We start from the raw sequence: 22823 nt of genomic DNA, 5'->3' as shown, positions 1-22823 counted from the left end.
AGACGACATGCTCTATGAAGGAAGCTGCCATTGCGGCAACGTGGCTTTCGAGGTCGAAGGCGAATTCACCGAGGCGCTCGATTGCAATTGTTCGCTTTGCCGCAGGCGCGGCGGACTTCTCGCCTTCGTGCCGCGCGAGAAGCTGGTGCTGAAAACGCCGGAGGACAATGTCTCGACCTATACTTTCAACCGGCATGTCATCCGGCATCACTTCTGCGCCAATTGCGGCATCGCACCGTTCGGCGAGGCTGTGGGTCCGAACGGCGCGGCAATGGCTTCTATCAATCTGCGCTGCATTCCCGCGGTCGATATCGGCGCGCTGACGGTGAAGGCGTATGACGGCGCGGCGCGTTAGCCGATATCCGTCAGGCAATGGCGAACAGATCCTCGGCGCAACTGCGAAAGTGGTGGAAACGACTGGTGCGGCGGGCAAAATATTTGCTGCCCTTGTCTTTTGTTCGCCGCATCTTAAATAAGGGTTCGCAATCGCTGCCGCGGTTCAAAGCCTGTGGATAAGGCTTTTTCCGTATTTTTGTGGGCTTTTTTTCCGGAAAAGCTTGACGAGAACAAAAAATGTGGGAATCACCGTTCGACTTGTTGAATGGTGAACTGGGTCAAGGCGGATCGCGCAACCATGGCCGGAAATCCAAGAGCAAGAAAGCTTTGCTGTCCGGTGCCGGTAATCGTGGTTAATCAGGCTTTAAATGTCATCCCGTTAGGTGGGCAAAGGTGATTCGAGGGCGGCGCGTGCGGCGCGTCAGGCCCTGAGACAGCCCGTTCACCGTAGCGAGATTGGATAGCGTCAGGAAGGCGACGATATAAATGGCAACCAAGGTCAAAGAGAACGAAGACGCGGAAGTCGAACGCGACGGCGCAAGCGACGGCCCTCTTCTCGATCTTTCCGACGACGCGGTCAAGAAGATGATCAAAGCCGCCAAGAAGCGCGGCTATGTGACCATGGACGAGCTCAACGCAGTCCTGCCGTCCGAAGAAGTGACGTCCGAGCAGATCGAAGACACGATGTCGATGCTGTCCGACATGGGCATCAACGTCATCGAGGACGAGGAAGCCGAGGAAGCTGGTGCTTCCGGCAGCAGCGATGACGATGACGCCGGCAGCGACGAGGAGAGCGAAGGCGGCGAACTCGCGCCTTCGAGCGGCACGGCGCTGGCGGCCGCCAAGAAGAAAGAACCGACCGACCGTACCGACGATCCGGTTCGCATGTACCTGCGCGAGATGGGCTCGGTCGAGCTTCTGTCCCGCGAGGGCGAAATCGCGATTGCCAAGCGTATCGAGGCCGGCCGCGAGACGATGATCGCGGGCCTCTGTGAGAGCCCGCTGACCTTCCAGGCGCTGATCATCTGGCGCGACGAACTCAACGAAGGCACGACGCTGCTGCGCGAGATCATCGATCTCGAAACGACCTATTCCGGCCCTGAAGCCAAGGCTGCGCCGCAGTTCCAGAGCCCGGAGAAGATCGAAGCCGATCGCAAGCTAGCAGAAGAGAAGGAAAAGACCCGCCGCGCCCGCTCCGGCGACGACGACATCACCGATGTCGGCGGCGAAGGCCTGCCTGCCGAGGAGGAGGAAGAGGACGAGGACGAATCCAACCTTTCGCTGGCGGCAATGGAAGCCGAGCTTCGCCCGCAGGTGATGGAGACGCTGGATACGATCGCCGAGACCTACAAGAAGCTGCGCAAGCTGCAGGACCAGCAGGTCGAGCAGCGCCTGTCGGCTTCCGGCACGCTGTCCACCGCCCAGGAGCGCCGTTACAAGGAACTCAAAGATGAGCTGATCAAGGCCGTCAAATCTCTGTCCTTGAACCAGAACCGCATCGACGCCCTGGTCGAGCAGCTCTACGACATCAACAAGCGCCTCGTTTCCAACGAGGGCCGCCTGCTGCGTCTGGCCGAATCCTACGGCGTCAAGCGCGACTCTTTCCTGGAGCAGTATCAGGGCGCCGAACTTGATCCGAACTGGATGAAGTCGATCGGCAATCTGGCCGCCCGCGGCTGGAAGGAATTCGCCAGGGGCGAAAACACGACGATCCGCGACATCCGCCAGGAAATCCAGAATCTGGCGACCGAGACTGGTATCTCGATCTCGGAATTCCGCCGCATCGTGCATATGGTGCAGAAGGGCGAGCGCGAAGCGCGCATCGCCAAGAAGGAAATGGTCGAAGCGAACCTTCGCCTGGTCATCTCCATCGCCAAGAAGTATACGAACCGCGGCCTGCAGTTCCTCGACCTCATTCAGGAAGGCAATATCGGCCTGATGAAAGCGGTCGACAAGTTCGAATACCGCCGCGGCTACAAGTTCTCGACCTATGCGACATGGTGGATCCGTCAGGCGATCACCCGTTCGATCGCCGACCAGGCTCGCACGATCCGCATTCCGGTGCACATGATCGAGACGATCAACAAGATCGTCCGGACGTCGCGCCAGATGCTGCACGAGATCGGCCGCGAGCCGACGCCGGAAGAACTGGCCGAAAAGCTGGCCATGCCGCTCGAAAAGGTCCGCAAGGTCCTGAAGATCGCCAAGGAGCCGATCTCGCTCGAAACCCCTGTTGGTGACGAAGAGGATTCGCATCTCGGCGACTTCATCGAGGACAAGAACGCGCTGCTGCCGATCGACGCCGCCATCCAGGCGAACCTGCGCGAAACGACGACCCGTGTTCTCGCCTCGCTGACGCCGCGCGAAGAGCGTGTGCTGCGCATGCGCTTCGGCATCGGCATGAACACGGATCACACACTCGAAGAAGTCGGCCAGCAGTTCTCGGTCACCCGCGAACGTATCCGCCAGATCGAGGCGAAGGCGCTGCGCAAGCTGAAGCATCCGAGCCGCTCCAGAAAGCTGAGAAGCTTCCTCGACAGCTAAGGCTTCGGCCACGCCGTTCTGATTGGAAAAGCCGGGCTTCGCGCCCGGCTTTTGCTTTTCGTGATTAATACCAATGATCCCGGCATCTTTCTTGTCCCTCCATGGTGACAAGCCTATAATCCGGCCACGGGAAGGGATCGATCGCCGCGCGCGAGCGAGAGCTGACGTGTGGCTGTATAGACCGATCCTCCATTCGGAGGTGCGACATGACCACTTACATTCTTTTGATCAATTGGACGGATCAGGGCATCCGCAATGTGCGCGACTCGGCAAAACGGCTCGATGCCGCGAAGAAATTGCTCACCAGCGTCGGAGGCTCCATCAACCAATTCTACCTGACGATGGGCGGGCATGACATGGTCGCCGTCTGCGAGGCGCCCGATGACGCCGTCATGGCGCATTTTACCCTTTCGCTGGCGATGGGCGGCAATGTCCGCACGGAGACGCTGAAGGCATTCCCGGAGGCCGCCTACCGGGATCTCATCGGCTCGCTCGGGTAGCCGGAAACGGCGATTGTCGATCTTGAAGGTTGCGGAGCATTGGCTGCGCTGGCAGTGTCGCGGCGTGCTTCAATTTCCGCGGCAGGCTCCGGCCCGACTTTTCGGCAAGCTCATGATGAAAGCGCTCCTCAGTTTCATGATCGTCATCGATCGTCCGACCGCCGCTTGCTGACCGATGGAACTGGCGGCGGGCAAATGGGATGACGGGATCCAGCAGGGCGCTGCGGCGTCGTTCGCGCTGCATGCCATCGCGATCCTGCTCCTTCTGCTGCTGTTGCCGAAGGCCGAGCCGCCGTTGCCATTGCCGGATGACGGTCTCTCGGTGGAGATCGTCCCGCAGGCTGTGGAATCGCTAAAAATGCCCGAGCCCGCCAGGACGCCTTCGCCGGAACAGGCAAAGCCTGAGGCGGCAAAACCCGAAGCCGAGCCGGCGGCGCCGGTTGCAAATCATCCGCCTGCTGCGGCAATGCCCTCCGCGGCACCGATCGCTCCGCCGGCGCCTAAGCCGACGGAATTCGTCGAGGCAAGGCAGTTGTTTTCCGACAAGGTCCTTGCCGATCCGCGCAGCCGCCGCGCCCGCGAGGCACTGCGTGGCCTTGCCGGCAGCGAGCGCAATCTGCAGCTCTGTGATCTCGAGGCGCTGGAGCAGGTCCGCCGGGCGCAGCCGGCCATGGCGCCGGATGCGCTTGCGCCCTATGCCATGGCGGCGGAGAAGGTCAGTGGCAACAGCGTCGAGGTGAAGGGCGGCGCCTTCCGCAGCAAACGGAAATGGTACAACATCCAGTTCAAATGTGAGTTGGATGCCGGCTCCGGCAAGGTCGTGTCCTTCGCCTTTCTCGTCGGTGACGCCATTCCGCAAGATGAATGGCAGGAGCACAATCTGGTGGCCGACGATGGAGCGGCCGACCAATAACCCTCATCGCTGCTCGATCACGCGGTTTTTTTCTTTTGTGGCTTGATGCTGCCGGCTTTAGAGGCCACATCGCTGCTGTGACAGAAGAAGACGTAGAGCCGGCGGAAGCGCAGCACGAAACGGGAAAGCAGCGGCCTGAAATCCGCTGGGGCGTCGTCGCGTCCGTTGTTGCGCACATTCCTATCATTGCTCTTCTCATCTTCGGGCTGCCGAAGATCGAGCCGAAACCTGTCGAAGACGAGACTGTGAAGGTGGAACTCGTCCCGCCGCCGGAGGAGAAGAAGCCGGAGCCCAAGGAAAAGCCACCGGAGCCGAAGCCGCCGGAAGAGGCGAAGAAGGAACCGCCTCCACCGCCACCTCCGCCGCCACCACCTCCGCCGCCACCACCTCCGCCGCCTCCGCCTCCGCCTCCGCCGGCCAGTAAGACTCCCGAGCAAGCTAAGCCGAGGCCTATGCCGACTCTGAGCCCTGTCATCGAGTTTGGCGACAGGAATAGCGGCCCCGAAAAGTCGCTGGCGGGAAATTCTCCTCAGGGCGAAACCAAACCCGCAACAACTCCGCCGCAGCACGATGCCGAACCGGCGCAGATGCCGACAAAGACTGCTGCAGAAAAACCAAAAACTGAGGAGCCTCCGTCAAAACCGGTGCCGGACGACGTGATGCTTCCTGAGGTCGCGACGACTGACGTTTCCCCAGAGCGAAATGGGCCACCGACAGACGTCTCTGGCGAAGCCAATACAAGCATCGAGGAGGCCAAGCGGCCGGAGCAGCAGACGGCTGAGAAACCGAAAGTGATAGCTAAGGACGATCTGCCCAAGGCAAAAACTCTGTTTTCACGGACGGAAGATGGCAGTTTGTTTGCGCAAACTGCGGTCAGTGGTCTTCCGCGCAAAGAGCGAGTGGCCACGCTTTGCACCACCGAGCTTCAGGGCCAACTCGTTCACGGTTCGCCGCCTTATTTCCCGTCCGCATTGCCTAGTTTTGGATTGCGAACCGGTACCATCCTTGATGTAAGAGATGCCGCCTTTGGCACAGTTAAGGGCTGGTACCAGGTTCGTTTCCGCTGCGAGGTGGATGAGGAAGCGACGAAAGTCGTGTCGTTTGCCCACGAAGTTGGTGGATTGATCCCCCGCAGTCAGTATGCGAAATATGAAATTCGTGACTAGTCCTCGTGATCCTGGATTGCGTCTCACCGGCAACAGCCACGCGCAAGCAACCCTGCCTAGCTTCCTCCCATGGCCGTGATGATCCGGTGAAGAAGAGGACAATGATATGTCGAACGAAATCGAGCGTTTCTTTGAGCGTCAGGACGAAGCCGTCAGCGCGCTGTTCCTGGAAAACAAAGGCGACGAGCTGACCGATATTCTGGTGGCTGCTCTGGAAGAGGCTTTCGAAATTCTTCTCGAAGCCGCGCCCGCCGAAACCGTTCATTGAGGTCGGAGAAGGCGTCGAGCACCGATATGCGCTGACTGATCGTGCCGCTTGCGCTGTCCCACCCTGTCGGGATAATGCGGCTGCATCAATGGCCTAGATATCATGTCGATTTTCCAAGAGGATCAACCGCCGTCGGCGGGCGCGCTTGATGCCCGTCTGGCCGGCTACCGGTTCGAACGCGATGCGCTCGGCCGTTCCGCCGCGAGCGTCTTCCGGCTGGAAGCTCTCGGATTGCCGACGCTTTACTTGAAGGTCGAACAAGCCGGCCCTTTTGGCGAACTCGCTGACGAAGCAGGCAGGCTTCGCTGGCTCAAGGCTTCCGGTCTGCCTTGTCCCGATATCATTGCAGAGGACAGCGACGGTGTGCACAACCGGCTGCTGATCAGCGCGCTACCCGGGAGTGATCTCACCAGCGCATCAGCGCTGACGCCGCCTGCGCGGGTCGAGCTGCTGGCTATAGCCCTTCTTGACCTGCATCGCTTGCCGATCGCATCCTGCCCGTTCGATCATCGGCTGGAGAGGCGCATCGCGGCGGCAAAAGCGCGGATGCAGGCCGGCATCGTCGACGAGACCGATTTCGATGAGACGTGGGTTGGAAAGAGTGCTGAGGCACTGTTTGCCGAACTGGAAAGTGGGAGGCCTGGCCGCGAGGATCTCGTCGTCACCCATGGTGATGCCTGCCTGCCGAATTTCGTCGCGTCGGAAGAGGGATTTTCGGGTTATATCGACTGCAGTCGTCTCGGCGTCGCCGACCGCTATCAGGATATCGCGCTCGCCTGCCGCAGCATCGACTATAATTTCGGCGAGGCGCTGGTGCAGCCCTTCCTTGATCGCTACGGCATGCCGGCCACGGATCCGGCAAGGCTCAATTATTATCCGCTGCTCGACGAGTTCTTCTAGGCAGGCATCCTAGCCGCAATGATTGCGTCATCTCACGGCGGCTGGCAGAGTGGCCGGGATCGGACCTGCGGGCAGAGAATGGCGAAAAACCAGTTCAGGATGTTGCGCTCGGCGCTATCAGGCGTCGAAGCGGTGGAGGCGGAAACGCATCACAGCTTTGCGCGCCATACGCACGAGCAGTTCGGCATCGGTTTGATGTCCGCCGGGGCGCAGTCGTCGCTCAGCGGCCGTGGCATGGTGGAGGCTGAGGCCGGCGACATCATCACGGTCAATCCGAACGAGGTGCATGACGGCGCGCCGATCGGCGAGGGCCGGTCGTGGCGCATCCTCTATTTCGATCCCGCCATCGTCAGGGGTGTGTCGCAAGAGATCAGCGAAGATGGGGTAGGGCGATCGGAAATTCCGCATCCCGTCATCCGCAGTGCGGCGATCGCCACCCGCTTCGAAACGCTGTTTGGCGCGGTGACCGGCGGCAGGGCGGCGGCGGAGCTGCTTCGCGACGAACTGCTTCTGCAACTCGTCGCCGATGTCATGCGCGAGCGCTCTGGCACCGAAGAGCGGCCACTGGTGCCGGCGTCGATCCGCGCGGCTCGAAACCTGATCGACGACGATCCGCTTGCCGCCGTCTCGCTTGCCGATCTCTCCAGGGAAAGCGGACTCAGCCGCTTCCAGGTGCTGCGCGGTTTTGCCAAGGCGACCGGCCTGACGCCGCATGCCTATCTCGTCCAGGCCCGCATCCATATCGCCCGCCGGCTGATCGCGCAGGGCATGCCGCTTGCGGAAGCGGCCTTTGCCAGCGGCTTTGCCGATCAGAGCCACATGACGCGGGTCTTCGTGCGCAAATACGGCCTGTCGCCGCGTCTCTATGCCGGCGCCTTTCTCTGAGCAGCTGCTTTGCACCTGCAATTTCGTTCAAGACCCCGACAGGCTCCTGCTGTTTTCTCGGCGCATCCAACAGGAGACGCTGAATGTCGAGGCAGGTTCAAGGTTATGTCTATCTGGCGCTGGCGATGCTGACGGTCGGAAGCACTGTGATCTCAAGCAAGCTGATCGCTTCGGGCGTGCCGCCGTTCAGCGCCACCGCATTGCGCTTCGCTATCGCCTTTCCTGTCCTTCTCCTGCTGATGCGGGCGACCGGCGCGCGGCTGCCGAGGTTTTCCCGGCATGACCGCCTCATCCTCGTCATTCAGGCCGGGGCCGGCAGTGTTGGTTACACGACGCTGCTGATCTCCGGCCTCAGCCTGACCTCGGCGGCCGATGCCGGCGTCATTATCGGCACGCTGCCGGTGGTGTCGGCAGCAATCTCCATCCTGCTGCTGCGCGAACGGCCGCAGCGTGCCCTGCTTCTCGCCGTGGCGCTTGCGACAGCAGGCGTGCTGTCGATCGCTTTCACGCAGGATGCCGCCGGAGGATCGCTCTCCGGCAATGCACTGATCTTCCTGGCGGTCGTCTGCGAGGGACTGTTCATCCTGCTGAACAAACGGCTGAAGACGGAGGTTGCGCCGCTTGCCCTGTCGACGCTGATGGCCGGCATCGGCTTCATCGTTGCCGCCATCCCGGCTATTTTCGAAGCGCCATTCGCAGATGGTATTTCGGCAAGCGCTGTCGCCGCCGTGGTCTATTATGCGCTGGTGCCGACAGTCGGCGGATTTCTGCTCTGGTATGCGGGGGCAGAAAGGGTGAGCGGCACGGAGGCCGCGCTCTTCACGGCGCTGGCGCCGGTTTCCGCCGTCATGCTTGCCTTCATCATCCTTGGCGAGCCGGTCGGGCTCAGCCAGATCGCCGGCATCGTCTGCGTACTTGCGGCCGTGCTCGGGCTTGCCTTTGCCGGGAGCCGTTCATTGAAACCTGCCGGGGGAAGATAGACCATGCAGTTCAGCCATTCCGATGCCATGTGGCAGGCCTTTCCGGAGCTTCGCGCCGGCGCGCTCCATTCCGAAGGCATCCATGCGGATGCCGATGTCGAGGCGGCGATCGCAAGCTTCAGCGCAATCGCCGAGGCCCGGCTGGCCAAAGCGCAGGAAGGCGAATTCCCCGAAATCCAGGCCTGGCGGCGCGGCTTTTCCCGCATGGGCCTGAAGCCGACGCAATATCGCTGCGCTTCCGAGGCGCTACTGCGCCGCTTCCGCCAGGAACATGCGCTGCCGCGCCTGCATCCGCTCATCGATCTCTGCAATTCGATTTCGCTCGCCTTCGCCATTCCGATCGCCGTCTTCGACACTGAAAAGATCGCTGGCGATCTCGAGGTCCGGCGAGCCAAGGGTGACGAGACCTATCTGACTTTCGCCGGCGAAAGCGAGCATCCGGAGACGAACGAAGTGATCTTTGCAGACGCGGAGGACAGGGCACATGCACGGCGCTGGACGAACCGGCAGAGCGGGCTTTCGGCGGTGCGGGAGACGACGCACTCGGTGCTGATCGTTGTCGAGGCCCTGCACGTCTCCGCCGGCGACGACATCGCCAGGCTGGTCGAAACAGTTGCGGATGCGCTTACGCGGCACTGGCCGGCGGCGCCGAAAACGGCGATGCTGAGCTTTGTATCGCCGCGTTTCGAGTTCTAAGGGCGCGCAGCATTTCAGGGAAAGCTGCGTTCGAGGACTTGGGCTGGCGGCATGCCCGCCCTATCTCCATGCGATCGATATCTCCTGGAGACGAACCCGATGTCAGACAAGTCGATCAAGATTCCGGGGCCTGATCATCCGATCACCGTCGAGCACAATCCTTCCCGCGTCGTCGTCACGCTCGGCGGCAAGACGATTGCCGATACGCGCGATGCGCTGACGCTGTGCGAGGCCTCCTATCCGCCGGTGCAATATATTCCGCGCAAGGATGTGGACATGTCGCTGCTTCAACGCACCGACCATAGCAGCCATTGCCCCTATAAGGGCGACGCCTCCTATTACAGCATCATTTCGGGCGGGGAGCGCTCGAAGAATGCCGTCTGGACCTACGAGGCGCCGAATGCCGCGGTCAGCAACATCAAGGATCATCTCGCCTTCTATCCCGACCGCGTCGACGGTATCGAGGAAATGGCCTCTCCGGAAGCCGGCGCCTTTTGACGGTGCGCACGACCTGAAACCCGTTCCGGCGGAACATGTTGTCCGCCGGTCCGTTAGGGTCATCTAGCGGGGGGATATGCCGTGCCGAAATTCTACTTTCAACTTTTCGATCGTGATGGCGCCGGGACGACCGAGACGGCCTATGATTTTGAATCCATCGAAGCCGCGAAAGCGGAGGCGCGGCGCGTGTTGGCGGAGATGGCCACCGAAGGCTTGCCGACTGCACCTTTGAATATGATGTCGGTGGAACTCTTCGATGAAAGCCGTAGGCCGCTCGCGGAAATCCGGCTCATTCTCGAAGAAATCGCCAAATAGCCGCGATAAGGATGCCGGCCCTGTGAATGGCCGTCGATCGCACGCAAAGCAATCAAAAGACTATGTCAAATTTAATTGCCGGCTATGAAGGCGGGTCTTAGCGTCGCGCCCATCGATCGAGTCGGATTGATGCGTAGGAGTGACCGCGGCAGCCCTTAAACGGCGGCCGCTATCGTAAGACGTCGAGCCATTCATTGTTGAAGACGAGGCTGGCAACCGTGACCGGATCGCCGCTCTCGTCGCGAACGGTAATGGCGATGGTCATGCGATCACCCGCGGGCAGTTCGTCGCGGGCCACATCCAGCAGGATGCGGGTCAACTCTTTCGGAATGTCTTCGCGAGATTTGAGCTCGGTGCCGTGCTCGTCGCGTGTCGGACCTTCCCCATTGTGTAGATCGAAATAGTAGCGAGCCATGGTCTTTCCTGCGCGTCAAAGGAGAAATCACAGATGAAGACAATTGTTCCCGAGGCTAGGCATTGATTCTTATAGAAAATACAGGTCGCATCGAAATGATCAGGAACTCTTGCGATATCGGCGGGCAAGCCCGTGATTGAACCCCTGCTGCTGAACCTTGGAAGCCGAGATGTGCTGTCGGCCGAAGAGGAAAACCATCTCAGAGCAATCATCGACAAAGACAGGTATTTTGCTGCCGGGGAGGATCTTGTCTCCGAAGGGAGCCGGCCGGGCTACAGCACGCTGCTGCTCGATGGTTTTGCGGCGCGCTACAAGGTGATGGCCGATGGCAGCCGCCAGATCACCGCGCTGCATGTCGCCGGCGATTTCGTCGATCTGCATGCTTTCCCGATCAAGAAGATGGATCACGGCATCGTCGCGCTGTCGTCCTGTCATGTTGCGTTTGCCGATCACGCCGATCTCAAGGCGATCACCGAGCGCATGCCGCACCTGACCCGGCTGCTCTGGCTCGATACGCTGGTCGATGGCGCCATCCACCGCGAGTGGATCGTCGCCATGGGCCGGCGCTCCAAGCGCGCCCATATCGCCCATCTCGTCTGCGAACTCTTCGTGCGGCTGCAGGTGGTGAAGCGGACGCGCGGCGCAAGCTTCCAGTTTCCGTTGACGCAGATCGAGATGGCCGACGTGCTCGGCGTTTCCGTCGTCCACCTGAACAAGACTTTGCAGGCGCTGAGGCGCGAGGGCGTGTTCACCTGGGAGAACCGGACGATCACCATCGTCGACTGGGAACGCCTGCAGGAAATCGCCGAATTCGATCCCGGCTATCTCAGCATCTTCAGGGAACCACGCTAAGACCGAGGTATCACACAATCCGGTGACACCAGCTCATTGCGATTGACAATTCGACCATTCGGGCAGAACACCGCCTCGACCTTCTTAAAACTCTTATAAAGGCTGGCGGACCCGCGCTGCCGGCCGGTGACATCGCAATGGACATATCCCAAGGACCGGGGAGCGTTCTTCGCCACCCCGGCTATCTGAACTTCGCTGCCTCCCGCGTTTTTTCCTCGCTCTCCTTCCAGTCCATTGGCATCGCCATGGGATGGATGATCTACGATCAGACACACAGCGCCTTTGCGCTCGGCCTCGTCGGCTTGTGCCAGTTCCTGCCGATGGCGGTGCTGACCTTCGTCGTCGGTCATGTCGCCGACCGGTTCGACCGGCGGCGCATCGGGCTTGTCTGCCAGTTGATCGAAGCGGTGACGGCGCTGGTGCTGGCGGTCGCCACCTGGCAGCAATGGCTGACACCGGCCGGCATCCTTGTCGCCGTCACCGTGCTCGGCGCCGTCGTCGCCTTTGAACGGCCGACCATGGCGGCGCTGCTGCCGAACATCGTGCCGGCCTCGATGCTGCAAAAGGCGGTCGCAACCTCCACCTCGATGATGCAGACGGCGCTGATCATTGGCCCCTCGCTCGGAGGCCTGCTTTATGGCCTCCACCCCGTCGCGCCTTTTGCCTTGGCGGCGCTGCTCTTTGCCGTCGCAAGCTTCAACGTCATCTCGATCCGCATGCAGTGGAGCCCTGCCAAGCGCGAGCCGGTGACGCTCGCCTCGGTCTTTGCCGGCGTCTCCTTCATCCGCAGCCGGCCTGTCATGCTCGGCACGATCTCGCTCGATCTCTTCGCGGTGCTGCTCGGCGGCGCCACTGCGCTGCTGCCGATGTTTGCCAGCGATATCCTGCATGCCGGTCCCTGGGGCCTCGGTTTTCTGCGCGCGGCCCCGGCGGTCGGCGCGCTTGCCATGTCGATCATGCTCGCTCGCCGGCCACTGAGCAGCAATGTCGGTCGCAAGATGCTCGCCGCCGTCGCCGTGTTCGGCGTCGCCACCATCGTCTTCTCGCTGTCGACCAATATCGCGCTTTCCGTCGTCGCACTGCTCGTCATCGGCGCGTCCGATACGGTGAGCGTCGTCGTGCGCAGCTCGCTGGTGCAGCTTTTGACGCCGGACGAGATGCGTGGTCGTGTCAGTGCCGTCAACTCGCTGTTCATCGGCACCTCCAACCAGCTCGGCGAATTCGAATCCGGCATGATGGCGGCGGCGCTTGGGCCGGTCGCCACCGGCATCGTCGGCGGCTTCGGCACGATCGTCGTCGTGCTCCTGTGGATGCGGCTCTTCCCCGATCTTACCAAGGTCAAGACGCTGCAGGGCTAGCACATGCATGACGCGTTGAAAGCGGCGACCGCTCCCGTTAGGTTCGGCCCGAAACATCATTCGGCGGAGCCGCGCATGACGACAAATTTTCTATCCTGTGTGCTTGCGGCGGTTTTCACGTCGGTGCCGGCGGTGGCGCTGGCCGAGTGGCAGGCGGTCGAAGAGGTGCGGCCCTATTCGATATCAGGCACCTCGGGCGCCGGGCTTTATGAATCGATCGGCGAGCGTGGCCCGAAGGCGGGCGGCTTCGGCCGGGCAATCGCGCATACGACGTTCAAGCTGACCTGGACCAGAAAATACGAACCGCAGGGAAATGCCTGCGTTATCGTCACTAACCGGCCGAAGCTCATCATCACCTATACGCTGCCGAAACCATCTGCTGGGCTGCCAGCCGCCGTGAAGAGCAGCTGGGAGGCCTTCATATCAGGTGTGCAGGCGCATGAGCGGGTGCATGGCGAGACCATCAAGGAGATGGTCAAGGAGATCGAGGCGACAAGCATCGGCCTCACCGTTGCCGATGATCCCGATTGCAAGAAGATCAGGAACGAGCTGACCCGCCGGCTCGGCGAGATCTCCCAAAGACAGCGCCAGCGCGGCCGCGACTTCGACAAGATCGAAATGGGTGACGGCGGCAATATCCAGCAGCTCATCCTCAAGCTGGTCAATGGTCCCTGATCACCAGGAGGACGATAAGCGCGCGCGGTAGCCGCTCGGCAGCAGACTGGACCCGTTTGGCAAGTCTCCTATCTCCTCCGCGATAACAAGGCGCAGATACGCAGAGGAGGAGCGAGATGTCCTATGTCGATGGTTTCATCGTGGCGGTTCCGAAGGGGAATATCGAGGCCTACAAGGAATTCTCGACCTTCGCCGGCTCGATCTGGAAGGAATATGGCGCGCTCGAATATGTCGAATGTATCGGCGACGACGTGCCCTATGGCGAGTTGACCTCCTTTCCCCGCGCCGTGCAGGCGAAGGAGGACGAGGTGGTGGTATTTTCCTGGATCGTCTACGGCTCGCGCCAGGAGCGCGACGATATCAATGCCAAGGTAATGGACGATCCCAGGCTCAAGGGCGACCAATGGCAGATGCCGTTCGACGGCAAGCGGATGATCTACGGTGGCTTCGAGGTGCTGCTCAGGCTCTGATCGCCCGCGCAAGCTCGACTTTGCCCGGGCAAGCTCGACTTTGCCCCGGCAAGCTTGACTTGCCCGCGCAAGCTTGACTTGCGCCGAGTAGCGCGCCAACTCGCGAGACATTCATCTCGAAGCAGGAGAGCGCCTTGCCCCAGACGATCCTCACCTTGTCCACACGCGGACAGGGCCTTTACGAGTTCACCCACCAGGCGGAGGCCTTCGTCAGCGCGTCGGGGCGGGAGGAGGGGCTTCTCACGGTCTTCGTGCGCCACACCTCCTGTTCGCTGCTGATTCAGGAAAATGCCGATCCCGATGTGCGCACCGATCTTCTCGCCTTCTTCCGCCGCCTCGTGCCGCCGGCCTCCGATCCTGACATGGGTTGGATCGTGCACAGGGCCGAGGGGCCGGACGACATGCCCGCGCATATCAAGGCGGCGCTGACCCAGGTCTCGATCGGCATTCCCGTTGCCGATGGGCGGTTGATGCTCGGCACCTGGCAGGGGCTCTATCTTTTCGAACACCGCGACCGGCCGCACCGGCGCGAAATCGTGCTGCATCTCAGCTCATGAAAGAGTTAATCCTTGTGAATGCAAACTGAATGTGCGGTTCGAACACCGTTCAGTTTGCTGGGTCTACTGTCGACACAATCCCTGAAGGGAGAGCTTAGGTAATACCAATCGACGGAGACACCCCATGACGCATTTCCTGACCAAGGCTTCGCTTGCCGCTCTGCTCGCCCTCTGCACCATTCCGGCCACTGTTTCCACGGCGGCCGCCGCCGGACCGCAGACGAACTTCATCGTTGAGGCGCAATATCATCGTCCGATCCGCGGCTGCTCGCCGATGCACGCGGTGCGCAAGGCGCGTGATTTCGGTCTGCGGAGAGCCCATATCACTCGTATGTCGCCGCGGGTCGTCGTCGTTGCCGGGCGCGACCGTCGCGGCTGGGACAGGATCACCTTCGCGAATGTCCGCGGCTGCCCGCTGATCCGGCGCTGAGGACTGCAGCCGGAGGCGCCGATGCGGCGCTTCCGGTCTGTTTTGCCTTGACGGTGACACTTTCAGCCGTCTCTTCTCTGACCTGTATGTGTGATTCCCAAATGACGCTTCGGCGTGATGCGGACTAATGGGGAGGGCGGCTCGACCGGCCCGACTTTCAAACGAAAGGTTTTTCGATGATGCAGTTTCTGGCAAAGGCGGGTCTTGCCGTCATGCTGACAGCCGGTACTCTTGCCGGCACGGTGGTCCCGGCCGCCGCCCAGTTGAATATCATTATTGGCGAGCCGGACCGTGGTCCGCCGCAGGATTACCGCCGCCCGCCTCCGGGCCCGGGCTACGGCCGGCCGTCGCGCGGCTGCAATCCGCAGCTCGCCGAAAACCTCGCTCGCGATTACGGCTTGCGCCGCGCCCGGGTTGTCGACATCACGCCACGCCGTGTCATCGTCCAGGGCTGGACCCGTCGCGGCCCCGATGAAATGAGCTTCGGCAATGTGCGCGGCTGCCCCGCCCTGCGCCGCCGCTAATCAATGGAAGAAAACGCCGCCCCGTCTCCCCGATGCGGCGGCTAAGAACCGCCTTTGCCAGTCTCCCCGGATCGGCAAGGGCGGTTTTCTTTTTGTGAAAGTCTGACTGCGCTCTTTCCTCCGGCATCATCGCGGGCCTTGTGTATGAATCCAAGACCCCTCCCCAACCCCTCCCCACAAGGGGGAGGGGCTAAGCTGTGGCCCCGGCGGGACCAAAAAGCAGTCGTGTCGCTGGCTGTTACCGCTCTACGGATTGCTACGATGGAGGTCATGTGAAGTGGGGGCGGCATGTTAGCCCCTCCCCCTTGTGGGGAGGGGTTGGGGAGGGGTCTTGCTTTGTGAGCGGCAGCCGCCGGCGCCAGACGGACAGGATCGGCCTTTGTGCCGAGGATCTGCTGCCTATCAACCGGAGGCAGATGCTTGGGGCACAAGCCGGATGATGACGAAGGTAATTGGCAGACATTGTCAGCAATCCGAGCCCGCGCGTCTGAAATGACGCGCGGGGCTGCAATGTTTATTGTTCGATGGCGAAGGTCACGGTGACGCTGACATTGTAATTGTTCTCGCCGCCCTGGACGGGAACGGCGGCGTCGGAGGCCTCCTTCATCATCGTGGCGCGATAGACCGGCTGCGGCATGGCGCGCGGCACATTCTCGTTGATCTCAAGAATGCGGCCGAGCTTGACGCCGGCGGCTTCGCTCAGCGTCTTCGCCCTCTTGACGGCATCGGCGACCGCGGCCTTGCGTGCCTCTTCGATCGCGGCGTCCGGTTTGTCGTTGGTGAACTGGATGTCCCCGCCCTGGTTGATGCCGAGGGTGACGGACTGGTCGATCACCGCGCCGAGCTTGGCGAGATCGCGCAGCCTGACGGTGACCGAATTGATGGTCTGGTAGCCGATCAGCTGCGGCGGCTGCTGCTGGCCGTCGACCGGCTGCGGATAATTGTATTGCGGCTGGATGGAAAAGCCGGAGGTCTGGAGGTCGCGCTCGGCGATGCCGCCGCTCTTCAGCGCGGCAAGCACGTCGTTCATCGCCTTGTTGTTCTCATCGAGCGCTTCGCGGGCGGTTTTCGCCTGTTTGACGACGGCGAGATTGACGATGGCCATATCGGGAGCGACGGAGGATTCGCCATCGCCGGTCACCGAAATCACCGGCTCGCGCGGCTTTGCCTCCTGTGCGAAGGCGGGCGCTGCGGCGGCGAGCGGCAGCGCCAGAAGGGCGGTCATCAGGACAGTTCTGGTATAGATCGGCGCCATGTTTTCATTCCTTGGTTGTCGTTTCCCGGAACAGCTTTCTGTCGGTTGATTGTGAAGCTATTGCGGCGGAAAAGACAGGCGCATGCGTAGCGAGAGAAAAATCTGCGGGGGGGCATGCGTTGGGGCTGAACCCGGAGGGCGTCTGCCGCCCTTTAAAAGCCGCAACGGCTGGACCGAAACCGAAGGCTCGCTATCATATGGCGATCATCGACGACGAGGAAGCAATGTTCGAAACGCTCGATCCCGTCCCGCCCGAGATCGCCACCGCGATTTCCGATGGCCTGAACGCCTTCAACGAGAGCGCTGAGATCAGACGCGAGGCCTTCGCCATCGTCTGGCGGGAAAACGGAAGGCTTGCCGCCGGGATAACGGCGTCCGTTTCCTTCTCTGTTCTTTTCATCGGCAATCTGTGGGTCGAAAAATCGCTGCGCCTGAGCGGCATTGGCCGGAAGTTGATGGCGGCGGCGGAAGAAGAAGGGCGCCGCCGCGCCGCCGTCATGGCCTGCGTCGACACACTCTCGACCCAGGCGCCTGACTTTTACCCGAAGCTCGGATATGTCGAATTCGGCAGGGTCAGCGGGCATGCCGGAGGCCGGCTCGTCGACCGGATCTGGTTCCGGAAGGAGTTTTCCGCTGCGGCTTGATCAGGAGCCGCTGGCGATTTTCACATCCGATGTCATTGCAGGGATATTTGAGGTCGCTATCGCGCGGGACGCGGGTCAGGTGCCCGCGCCAATCGTCCGGCTAGGCGCCGAAATCGTCCATGAAGGACGGATGGATGGCGGGCTTCCGCTCCTCGCGTGCGTTCCGAATACGTTGGGGAACAGCGCCGAGACCGGCGACGAAACGGGTGAGGAGGTTGCGGTTGAAAAGTTTCTGTATGGCACTCATGGCAGTTTACTCATTCTTTTTTTTGTTAGCCGGCAGCATATATTTTGCCCAGGCTGCCATAACAATGGGCAATTTTGCATGACAGTTATGTGACGGTGCATGGCTTGGCCGGGGGCTGGCCTAAAAGGTGATCACATTGGCGTTAGAACGGGCCGCCGAGGGCAGTCGGCCGCTATAAATCCTCGTCTCTGGTCGCCGTGGCGTGGTAGATTGCCCGCTTGGGGTAAAACCATGCCCTCCGAAGGAGAAGCTCAGATGAACCGATTTTTCGCATTTATCGCGACCGGAACGCTGATCAGCCTTGCCACGATGATTTCGGGCTGCACTTCGTCCGGAAGCGTCGACCAGACGTCGTCGATCGGCGGCGGTTATTATGAGCGTGAGCCGCTCAATCCGGCGTGTGGGGGTGGGTTCAGGCCGAGCGATGGACGCTCTTGTAGCTATTAGGAATGTGCGCCGATCGGGCATGATGCCGCCGGACGAAGTCGCGTGATACTGGCCATCGCCGGAGGCGAACTATCGCGGCAATCAGACTTCTAATTTCCCAGCGCTAATAGCTGCATGGACGATCGTTGCCGAATCCATCGCGGCAGGCAGGCCGAAGGGCAAAGTCAGCGCTCCGAGCGGTATAGCCGACCGAACCCGTCTGCACCGAGTCGTTTGAACTCGTGGTGCACGACGATGCCGACATGGCAATGACGAAGACGGCTGCCATGGCTGCCGATAGTTTGCGAGTTTGAAGCATCTCCCCACCCCTCACTGTCCAAAGTGTCCGTATAATCCTGGCAAGTAGGGCCGATGAGGCGTCCCGATAACTGACGTTGTCGATCAAGATTTTGTCATTTACTGAAAATCCCTTCAAATCAAACAGCTCGCCAAGCGTCTTAGTACGAAAGCCGACTTCGGAACTCGCTCCTACGCGACCATTCTGGAGGTCAAGGCATTTCGGGATATTTTCGCTCATGGAAAGCCCGTCGTTGTAACTTCCACCCACGAGGAAATCACGACGCAGACCGAGCTTGATCGATACAATATTCTGCAGCCCGAGTGGCAACGGTTCCTGACCTATGACTTCGTCCAGAGGCCTATGAAGACCTAGAGAGGATTTGGGACGAGCTGATGAAGCTGGCCTGTCTCAGCATCTTCGAAACCATGACGCAGGGCGGGCGCTCCATACAATTCATTGATTATGCCGACAAAAATGTGGATACCTCCTCGACTCAGCGAGACGGGCCTTAGGGAGGTGACGATGTATTATAAATTCGTGGGCGGGGGCCTAGAAACACTGTACGCTGTCTTCGATAAGGCTGTGGTCGGCGGATCGCTGAAGTTCAACTCGGCTTCCTCCTTCAACGATCCGTATGAGTTTAAGTTCGTCTCCCGAGCGCCTACGCGCCCCGAGTTTGACGCTTGGCACGCCATGTATGTTAGCAGCCGTAGCGCTACCGAGCTTTCACACGCGTGGGAAGCTTTCTCCGGTCCGGCAGCTCATTGGAACACCACGGTGGTCCCGCGAATGAACCTGTTGGAAAGCTTCTATGTGCTGTGCCTCGCCAAGCGCTGGGATAGCCATCTCATGTGGGCGCATTACACAAGCGCCCACCAAGGCTTCGCGATCCGTTACCGCCCCGAGATCGTTGACGCGCTACGCTCGCTTGATGGCTTCGAAAGCGACTCAGATGTTGCATACAGTGATGCGGTGCCAGAGCTGCGCTGGTTCAACTCTCATCCAGCGGAAGCGCGATTGATCCTTTTTACTAAATCGCGCGAGTGGCGTTATGAAGAAGAATATCGTGTGGTCCTGCACGGAGACGCCAGGCAGGCGGCCATTTTTCGTTCAGTTTCATCATCCTTCATTGATGGCGTCATATTCGGCACGCGTGCACCAACTGCGCTTATCGAGGCGGCCCTGACCCTCCAAGAGACACGCCCCGAGTTCCAGGTCGAACAGGTAACCTCAAAAGCAAGCGGTTATGAGATGGCGACCAATGCGCTGTCTCCGAACGTGTGGCCTATGAGCGGAATTCTCTAGCCGGCACCTAGATAGGTCGCAAACGAAGCGCAAATCCCGAGCATGAACAAGGCGTCTTGTTCGCTCACATTTGAGTCCCCTTTATCAAGTAGAGGATGACGAATCCCCTGTTCGTCGGAACTGTATCCGTAGAGGTTTCCAAGTGCTTGTTTGAATGACTCGTGCGGGTGTCTCTCAGACGCGAGCTGCGCAACGGCCTTCGAGAATTTCGATTGTCCGGTCAGGTTTCGGACGAGGGACTCCACGCTGTGAATGCTCTCGCGGACGCTATCTGCGAAATGCCCCTGAGACAAATGAGACGCGGCCGCCGATAGATGCTGCCGGGCGCCCGACTGTCCGCCCGCCTGCAACGTAGAAAGCGTCGATTCGAAGGCTGCTGCGTGTTCTTCGGTAACCGCCCGATTGGCACCGCCTGCCGCCTGAGATCTTGATGGCCTAAGAGACGTGTTTAACGACGTCGTTAGCGACGTGTCTTAGGCGAGGTTGCGATGCGCGTAGAAATTCTTGGGCAAGAACGCCGACGTCGGTGGAGCAACGAGGACAAGTTCGCGATTGTTACGGCGGTTGGGGAAGCTGGAGCCACGATCACCGAGGTAGCTCGTCGTCACGATGTCACACGGCAGCAGATCTACACCTGGCGCAGCGAGTTGAAGAAGAAGGGGCTGCTCTCGACGTCAGGGAATGCGGTGTTCATTCCGGTCGGGCTGAGTGCGGCTCAGGCCGATGTCTCTGAAGGCAGAGAGATCTGCTGCGGAATGATCGAGCTACGATTGAGCTGCGGCCGCACCCTTCGCTTCGAGAGTTCGGTGGCCCTCAGCGTCCTGACGCAGGTTATCCGGGCAGTGGAAGCAGCATGATTGGACCTGGGACCGGCGTTCGGGTGTATCTTGCGTGCGGGATCACGGACATGCGCAAGGGAGTAGAAGGCCTTGCCGCGCTTGCGCAGGATGTTTTGCGTCAGAAGCCAACGGGCGGCGCGGTCTTTGCCTTTCGCGGTAAACGTGGCGATCGTTTGAAGCTGCTCTATTTTGATGGCCAGGGCTTCTGCCTGTATTACAAGATCTTGCAGAAAGGGCGGTTTCCTTGGCCTTCGGCATCCGACGGGACTGCCCGGCTGACGTCGGCCCAACTGGCGATGTTGTGGGAAGGGATCGATTGGCGTCGTCCTGATTGGGGTGCGCCACCGGCCCGTGTCGGGTGATTTTATCCCACTGAAACCACTGGTTTTTATGGAAATTTATCCTGGCTCGTGGTAGTCAGGATCATGTCTAGCGCGACGACAAATCTTCCGGACGATCCAGCCTTTCTCAAGGCAATGATTGCCGCTTTGCAGGCGGAAAACGCGAAGATGTCGGCCACATTGCAAGCGCATGATCAGTTAATCCAAACGCTGCGGCTGCGCATTGCCAAGCTGAAGAAACAGGTCTTCGGCAAGTCGTCTGAAAAGATTGAGCGTGAAATCGAGCAGTTGGAACTGGCGCTTGAGGATCTGTTGATCGCCGCCGCTGAAGGCAGTACGGCGCCAATCGATGAACCTGATGAGGCGGCGTCTGTGGTTCCCTTGGCGGATACGTCTGAAAAGATCATGCGCCGGCGCCCACGCGTCTCGGACAAGGCGGTTCGCGAGCGCCGAGAGCTCGATCCTGGCTCCTGCTGCCCGGAATGCGGAGGTGAATTGCGTCTTGTCGGTGAGGACGTCAGCGAAATCCTCGACATGATCGCCGCGCAGATGAAAGTCATCGAAGTTGCTCGACTGAAGAAGTCCTGCCGCTGCTGCGAGAAAATGGTGCAGGTGGCAGCACCCAGCCGCCCGATACCGGGCAGCATGGCCGGCGCTGGCCTCTTGGCGTACATTCTGGTCTCGAAGTTCGACGACCATTTGCCACTGTACCGTCTGAACGAGATCTTCGCCCGCATGGGCGCCGACATTCCCGACAGCACGATGGTTGATTGGTGTGGTCGCGCCATGCAGGTTCTGCAGCCTCTCATCGAGCGGATCGAAACGGCGGTCATGGCAAGTGACCTGCTTCATGCGGACGACACCCCGATCAGGGTGCTGGATCGCTCGCTGCGAGACAAGGGGTTGGGCAAGGGTGTGAAGAAGGGCAGGATCTGGACGTATGTCCGCGATCAGCGTCCATGGGCAGGCAGTTCCCCGCCCGGTGCAGTCTACTATTTTGCTCCTGACTGGAAAGAAGAGCACGTCCACCGCCACCTCAAGCAATCAAGCGGCATCCTTCAGGCTGACGGCTACAAAGGATATGGCAAGCTATACGCGCCTGGAGAAAAGGGAGAATCTCGCTTCAAGGAAGCCGCCTGCTGGGCTCATTGGCGACGAGACTTCCACGATATCTGGACATCAAACAAGTCCGAGATCGCGCGAGAGGCTCTTCATCGCATCGGAGCGCTTTACGACATCGAGCGTGGCATCAATGGGCAGCCTCCTGAGATCCGTCTTGCTGCGCGTCAAAAGCAGAGCAAGCCTAAGGCCGATGCATTCCGCCACTGGGCTGAAGCTCAACTCACGCGCATTCCGGGCAAAAGCGATCTGGCGACAGCTTTCCGCTACGGATTGAGCCGATGGTCTTCGCTCTGTCTGTTCCTCGAAGACGGTCGCGTTGCGATCGACAACAATGCCGCCGAGCGGGCACTGCGTCCGATAGGCCTGGGAAGACGAAACTGGCTCTTCGCGGCAGCCGATACGGGAGCGGAGACCTTGGCACGCGCCATGACGATCATCGAGACGGCAAAGATGAATGGTCTTGATCCGCAGGCCTATCTGGCAGACGTGCTCGATCGCATCCACGATCACAAGATCAATCGGTTAGACGAATTGCTTCCGTGGAACTGGTCGGCGATCACCACAATCGACGCGAAGGCAGCCTGATGGCGACAGTCACCTACGTCCGTACGATCAAATTTGTTGCCGAAATCCTCGAAGAGGACCCGGAGCTTCTTCAGGCAATTGTCTCCAACGATGATAATCTGAGCTACGGCAGCATCATCTCCGTGTACACCGGAGACGACGAATCCGTGACCGCACTGACGGACGACGGCGTGGACGAATTGGAGCAGATGCTCAAAGATGCCCGCCGCACATCCCAAGAATGGAACGACTTCCTCGACAGCTTTGTTGACGACGAGCTGCTCGTCGCTCGCATCAAAGCAAAATCTCTGCGGTAGCAATCGGGTGGTTACGTTCTTCGCTAGCAATCGGCACAATGGTGTCCTGGTTCACCAGCCGGTAGGCGCAATGCGTCTCGACTAGCGCTGCCTCGATGCTCGTCGATAGTGACATCTTCCCGCGAGCGGCACGTCGGGTGTATATCTTGTACGAATTCTTTGCGCTCGTGCGGTGAAAAT

Annotated in this window: 30 protein-coding genes; 26 read left to right on the top strand and 4 right to left on the bottom strand. The window is 60.4% G+C overall.

The window, feature by feature from the left end; all coding sequences use genetic code 11:
• The first annotated feature begins 7 nt into the window (after positions 1–7).
• From AC244Q_RS15560 to AC244Q_RS15505, 12 genes are all read left to right on the top strand, one after another.
• On the top strand, positions 8–355 hold the full coding sequence (locus AC244Q_RS15560; RefSeq protein ID WP_003561203.1) for a GFA family protein: 348 nt from the start codon (positions 8–10) through the stop codon (positions 353–355).
• A gap of 467 nt (positions 356–822) precedes the next feature.
• Positions 823–2880: an RNA polymerase sigma factor RpoD gene (gene rpoD / locus AC244Q_RS15555; RefSeq protein WP_003561200.1), complete on the top strand. Its 2058-nt coding sequence runs from the start codon at positions 823–825 to the stop codon at positions 2878–2880.
• 206 nt (positions 2881–3086) lie between these two features.
• The gene (locus AC244Q_RS15550; RefSeq protein WP_003541605.1) at positions 3087–3380 is read left to right on the top strand and encodes a GYD domain-containing protein; all 294 of its coding nucleotides are present in this window, start codon (positions 3087–3089) and stop codon (positions 3378–3380) included.
• A 175-nt stretch (positions 3381–3555) separates the two neighbouring features.
• Positions 3556–4293 (top strand): DUF930 domain-containing protein, encoded by a 738-nt coding sequence (locus AC244Q_RS15545; protein WP_128408143.1) that lies wholly within the window; start codon positions 3556–3558, stop codon positions 4291–4293.
• Positions 4294–4328: 35 nt separating this feature from the next.
• A complete protein-coding gene (locus tag AC244Q_RS15540; protein ID WP_113545256.1) occupies positions 4329–5459 on the top strand; it encodes a DUF930 domain-containing protein in 1131 nt (376 codons plus the stop codon).
• A gap of 106 nt (positions 5460–5565) precedes the next feature.
• Positions 5566–5727: a hypothetical protein gene (locus tag AC244Q_RS15535; RefSeq protein WP_012758376.1), complete on the top strand. Its 162-nt coding sequence runs from the start codon at positions 5566–5568 to the stop codon at positions 5725–5727.
• Positions 5728–5829: 102 nt separating this feature from the next.
• Positions 5830–6627 (top strand): APH(3') family aminoglycoside O-phosphotransferase, encoded by a 798-nt coding sequence (locus AC244Q_RS15530; protein WP_128408067.1) that lies wholly within the window; start codon positions 5830–5832, stop codon positions 6625–6627.
• A 78-nt stretch (positions 6628–6705) separates the two neighbouring features.
• Positions 6706–7512: a helix-turn-helix transcriptional regulator gene (locus AC244Q_RS15525; RefSeq protein WP_113545254.1), complete on the top strand. Its 807-nt coding sequence runs from the start codon at positions 6706–6708 to the stop codon at positions 7510–7512.
• A gap of 83 nt (positions 7513–7595) precedes the next feature.
• Positions 7596–8492: a DMT family transporter gene (locus AC244Q_RS15520; protein WP_128408066.1), complete on the top strand. Its 897-nt coding sequence runs from the start codon at positions 7596–7598 to the stop codon at positions 8490–8492.
• Between the two features lie 3 nt (positions 8493–8495).
• Positions 8496–9188, top strand: a complete 693-nt coding sequence (locus tag AC244Q_RS15515; protein ID WP_113545252.1) for a B3/B4 domain-containing protein — start codon at positions 8496–8498, stop codon at positions 9186–9188.
• Positions 9189–9287: 99 nt separating this feature from the next.
• The gene (locus AC244Q_RS15510) at positions 9288–9686 is read left to right on the top strand and encodes a DUF427 domain-containing protein (RefSeq protein ID WP_113545251.1); all 399 of its coding nucleotides are present in this window, start codon (positions 9288–9290) and stop codon (positions 9684–9686) included.
• Positions 9687–9767: 81 nt separating this feature from the next.
• Positions 9768–10001 carry a DUF6894 family protein gene (locus AC244Q_RS15505; RefSeq protein WP_012758370.1) on the top strand — a complete coding sequence of 78 codons (234 nt, stop codon included), beginning with the start codon at positions 9768–9770 and terminating at the stop codon, positions 9999–10001.
• Between the two features lie 169 nt (positions 10002–10170).
• On the opposite strand, the gene AC244Q_RS15500 is transcribed toward AC244Q_RS15505, so the two are convergent.
• Positions 10171–10416 carry a DUF6894 family protein gene (locus AC244Q_RS15500; RefSeq protein WP_012758369.1) on the bottom strand — a complete coding sequence of 82 codons (246 nt, stop codon included), beginning with the start codon at positions 10414–10416 and terminating at the stop codon, positions 10171–10173.
• Between the two features lie 132 nt (positions 10417–10548).
• Here AC244Q_RS15500 and AC244Q_RS15495 point away from each other — a divergent pair, with 132 nt between their 5' ends.
• The 7 genes from AC244Q_RS15495 (at position 10549) to AC244Q_RS15465 (ending at position 15282) form a co-directional block, all read left to right on the top strand.
• Complete coding sequence (locus AC244Q_RS15495) at positions 10549–11268, top strand: Crp/Fnr family transcriptional regulator (RefSeq protein WP_017994765.1); 720 nt, start codon at positions 10549–10551, stop codon at positions 11266–11268.
• Between the two features lie 137 nt (positions 11269–11405).
• On the top strand, positions 11406–12626 hold the full coding sequence (locus AC244Q_RS15490; protein ID WP_113545250.1) for an MFS transporter: 1221 nt from the start codon (positions 11406–11408) through the stop codon (positions 12624–12626).
• 3 nt (positions 12627–12629) lie between these two features.
• Positions 12630–13301 carry a DUF922 domain-containing Zn-dependent protease gene (locus AC244Q_RS15485; RefSeq protein ID WP_172643739.1) on the top strand — a complete coding sequence of 224 codons (672 nt, stop codon included), beginning with the start codon at positions 12630–12632 and terminating at the stop codon, positions 13299–13301.
• Positions 13302–13417: 116 nt separating this feature from the next.
• Positions 13418–13771 carry a DUF1428 domain-containing protein gene (locus AC244Q_RS15480; RefSeq protein ID WP_017994763.1) on the top strand — a complete coding sequence of 118 codons (354 nt, stop codon included), beginning with the start codon at positions 13418–13420 and terminating at the stop codon, positions 13769–13771.
• 134 nt (positions 13772–13905) lie between these two features.
• Positions 13906–14328: a secondary thiamine-phosphate synthase enzyme YjbQ gene (locus tag AC244Q_RS15475; RefSeq protein ID WP_113545249.1), complete on the top strand. Its 423-nt coding sequence runs from the start codon at positions 13906–13908 to the stop codon at positions 14326–14328.
• A gap of 124 nt (positions 14329–14452) precedes the next feature.
• On the top strand, positions 14453–14758 hold the full coding sequence (locus tag AC244Q_RS15470) for a hypothetical protein (RefSeq protein ID WP_017989027.1): 306 nt from the start codon (positions 14453–14455) through the stop codon (positions 14756–14758).
• A 176-nt stretch (positions 14759–14934) separates the two neighbouring features.
• Positions 14935–15282 carry a hypothetical protein gene (locus AC244Q_RS15465; RefSeq protein WP_113545248.1) on the top strand — a complete coding sequence of 116 codons (348 nt, stop codon included), beginning with the start codon at positions 14935–14937 and terminating at the stop codon, positions 15280–15282.
• 514 nt (positions 15283–15796) lie between these two features.
• On the opposite strand, the gene AC244Q_RS15460 is transcribed toward AC244Q_RS15465, so the two are convergent.
• On the bottom strand, positions 15797–16537 hold the full coding sequence (locus AC244Q_RS15460; RefSeq protein WP_113545247.1) for an SIMPL domain-containing protein: 741 nt from the start codon (positions 16535–16537) through the stop codon (positions 15797–15799).
• Positions 16538–16734: 197 nt separating this feature from the next.
• On the opposite strand from AC244Q_RS15460, the gene AC244Q_RS15455 reads away from it, so the two are divergent.
• Positions 16735–17181 carry a GNAT family N-acetyltransferase gene (locus AC244Q_RS15455; RefSeq protein WP_128408065.1) on the top strand — a complete coding sequence of 149 codons (447 nt, stop codon included), beginning with the start codon at positions 16735–16737 and terminating at the stop codon, positions 17179–17181.
• 100 nt (positions 17182–17281) lie between these two features.
• Here AC244Q_RS15455 and AC244Q_RS15450 read toward each other — a convergent pair whose 3' ends face one another.
• Positions 17282–17428 (bottom strand): hypothetical protein, encoded by a 147-nt coding sequence (locus tag AC244Q_RS15450; protein ID WP_003541569.1) that lies wholly within the window; start codon positions 17426–17428, stop codon positions 17282–17284.
• Positions 17429–17683: 255 nt separating this feature from the next.
• Between AC244Q_RS15450 and AC244Q_RS15445 the strand changes: the two genes are divergently transcribed.
• Complete coding sequence (locus AC244Q_RS15445) at positions 17684–17875, top strand: hypothetical protein (protein ID WP_113545245.1); 192 nt, start codon at positions 17684–17686, stop codon at positions 17873–17875.
• A 103-nt stretch (positions 17876–17978) separates the two neighbouring features.
• Here AC244Q_RS15445 and AC244Q_RS15440 read toward each other — a convergent pair whose 3' ends face one another.
• On the bottom strand, positions 17979–18173 hold the full coding sequence (locus AC244Q_RS15440) for a hypothetical protein (RefSeq protein WP_028740691.1): 195 nt from the start codon (positions 18171–18173) through the stop codon (positions 17979–17981).
• Positions 18174–18677: 504 nt separating this feature from the next.
• Between AC244Q_RS15440 and AC244Q_RS15435 the strand changes: the two genes are divergently transcribed.
• From AC244Q_RS15435 to AC244Q_RS15415, 5 genes are all read left to right on the top strand, one after another.
• Positions 18678–19460, top strand: a complete 783-nt coding sequence (locus tag AC244Q_RS15435; RefSeq protein ID WP_164902415.1) for a DUF2971 domain-containing protein — start codon at positions 18678–18680, stop codon at positions 19458–19460.
• A 488-nt stretch (positions 19461–19948) separates the two neighbouring features.
• Positions 19949–20317 carry an IS66-like element accessory protein TnpA gene (gene tnpA / locus AC244Q_RS15430; protein WP_128408055.1) on the top strand — a complete coding sequence of 123 codons (369 nt, stop codon included), beginning with the start codon at positions 19949–19951 and terminating at the stop codon, positions 20315–20317.
• On the top strand, positions 20314–20661 hold the full coding sequence (tnpB, locus tag AC244Q_RS15425) for an IS66 family insertion sequence element accessory protein TnpB (RefSeq protein WP_003554417.1): 348 nt from the start codon (positions 20314–20316) through the stop codon (positions 20659–20661). Before tnpA ends, tnpB begins: the two co-directional genes overlap by 4 nt.
• Before the next feature lie 63 nt (positions 20662–20724).
• The gene (tnpC, locus tag AC244Q_RS15420) at positions 20725–22347 is read left to right on the top strand and encodes an IS66 family transposase (RefSeq protein WP_487764141.1); all 1623 of its coding nucleotides are present in this window, start codon (positions 20725–20727) and stop codon (positions 22345–22347) included.
• Positions 22347–22643, top strand: coding sequence for a hypothetical protein (locus AC244Q_RS15415; protein ID WP_128406171.1), 297 nt, complete (start codon positions 22347–22349; stop codon positions 22641–22643). The genes tnpC and AC244Q_RS15415 overlap by 1 nt, the downstream gene beginning before the upstream one ends.
• The last annotated feature ends 180 nt before the right edge of the window (positions 22644–22823 follow it).

The sequence above is a fragment of the Rhizobium sp. CB2179 genome (assembly GCF_057653455.1).
The sequence above is the reverse complement of the archived record's forward strand: the minus strand, read 5'-3'. Positions and strand labels throughout refer to the sequence as shown.

What these genes read in the sequence shown, in the direction of transcription:
- AC244Q_RS15415 (WP_128406171.1), top strand. Translation starts at nt 22,347, where the DNA reads ATGGCGACAGTCACCTACGTCCGTACGATCAAATTTGTTGCCGAAATC.
- AC244Q_RS15450 (WP_003541569.1), bottom strand. Translation starts at nt 17,428, where the DNA reads ATGAGTGCCATACAGAAACTTTTCAACCGCAACCTCCTCACCCGTTTC.
- AC244Q_RS15465 (WP_113545248.1), top strand. Translation starts at nt 14,935, where the DNA reads ATGATGCAGTTTCTGGCAAAGGCGGGTCTTGCCGTCATGCTGACAGCC.
- AC244Q_RS15435 (WP_164902415.1), top strand. Translation starts at nt 18,678, where the DNA reads ATGTATTATAAATTCGTGGGCGGGGGCCTAGAAACACTGTACGCTGTC.
- tnpC (WP_487764141.1), top strand. Translation starts at nt 20,725, where the DNA reads ATGTCTAGCGCGACGACAAATCTTCCGGACGATCCAGCCTTTCTCAAG.
- AC244Q_RS15515 (WP_113545252.1), top strand. Translation starts at nt 8,496, where the DNA reads ATGCAGTTCAGCCATTCCGATGCCATGTGGCAGGCCTTTCCGGAGCTT.
- AC244Q_RS15485 (WP_172643739.1), top strand. Translation starts at nt 12,630, where the DNA reads ATGCATGACGCGTTGAAAGCGGCGACCGCTCCCGTTAGGTTCGGCCCG.
- AC244Q_RS15445 (WP_113545245.1), top strand. Translation starts at nt 17,684, where the DNA reads ATGAACCGATTTTTCGCATTTATCGCGACCGGAACGCTGATCAGCCTT.
- AC244Q_RS15545 (WP_128408143.1), top strand. Translation starts at nt 3,556, where the DNA reads ATGGAACTGGCGGCGGGCAAATGGGATGACGGGATCCAGCAGGGCGCT.
- rpoD (WP_003561200.1), top strand. Translation starts at nt 823, where the DNA reads ATGGCAACCAAGGTCAAAGAGAACGAAGACGCGGAAGTCGAACGCGAC.
- AC244Q_RS15530 (WP_128408067.1), top strand. Translation starts at nt 5,830, where the DNA reads ATGTCGATTTTCCAAGAGGATCAACCGCCGTCGGCGGGCGCGCTTGAT.
- AC244Q_RS15525 (WP_113545254.1), top strand. Translation starts at nt 6,706, where the DNA reads ATGGCGAAAAACCAGTTCAGGATGTTGCGCTCGGCGCTATCAGGCGTC.
- tnpB (WP_003554417.1), top strand. Translation starts at nt 20,314, where the DNA reads ATGATTGGACCTGGGACCGGCGTTCGGGTGTATCTTGCGTGCGGGATC.
- AC244Q_RS15490 (WP_113545250.1), top strand. Translation starts at nt 11,406, where the DNA reads ATGGACATATCCCAAGGACCGGGGAGCGTTCTTCGCCACCCCGGCTAT.
- AC244Q_RS15460 (WP_113545247.1), bottom strand. Translation starts at nt 16,537, where the DNA reads ATGGCGCCGATCTATACCAGAACTGTCCTGATGACCGCCCTTCTGGCG.
- AC244Q_RS15550 (WP_003541605.1), top strand. Translation starts at nt 3,087, where the DNA reads ATGACCACTTACATTCTTTTGATCAATTGGACGGATCAGGGCATCCGC.
- AC244Q_RS15500 (WP_012758369.1), bottom strand. Translation starts at nt 10,416, where the DNA reads ATGGCTCGCTACTATTTCGATCTACACAATGGGGAAGGTCCGACACGC.
- AC244Q_RS15510 (WP_113545251.1), top strand. Translation starts at nt 9,288, where the DNA reads ATGTCAGACAAGTCGATCAAGATTCCGGGGCCTGATCATCCGATCACC.
- AC244Q_RS15560 (WP_003561203.1), top strand. Translation starts at nt 8, where the DNA reads ATGCTCTATGAAGGAAGCTGCCATTGCGGCAACGTGGCTTTCGAGGTC.
- AC244Q_RS15470 (WP_017989027.1), top strand. Translation starts at nt 14,453, where the DNA reads ATGACGCATTTCCTGACCAAGGCTTCGCTTGCCGCTCTGCTCGCCCTC.
- AC244Q_RS15455 (WP_128408065.1), top strand. Translation starts at nt 16,735, where the DNA reads ATGGCGATCATCGACGACGAGGAAGCAATGTTCGAAACGCTCGATCCC.
- AC244Q_RS15520 (WP_128408066.1), top strand. Translation starts at nt 7,596, where the DNA reads ATGTCGAGGCAGGTTCAAGGTTATGTCTATCTGGCGCTGGCGATGCTG.
- AC244Q_RS15535 (WP_012758376.1), top strand. Translation starts at nt 5,566, where the DNA reads ATGTCGAACGAAATCGAGCGTTTCTTTGAGCGTCAGGACGAAGCCGTC.
- AC244Q_RS15440 (WP_028740691.1), bottom strand. Translation starts at nt 18,173, where the DNA reads ATGCTTCAAACTCGCAAACTATCGGCAGCCATGGCAGCCGTCTTCGTC.
- AC244Q_RS15480 (WP_017994763.1), top strand. Translation starts at nt 13,418, where the DNA reads ATGTCCTATGTCGATGGTTTCATCGTGGCGGTTCCGAAGGGGAATATC.
- tnpA (WP_128408055.1), top strand. Translation starts at nt 19,949, where the DNA reads ATGCGCGTAGAAATTCTTGGGCAAGAACGCCGACGTCGGTGGAGCAAC.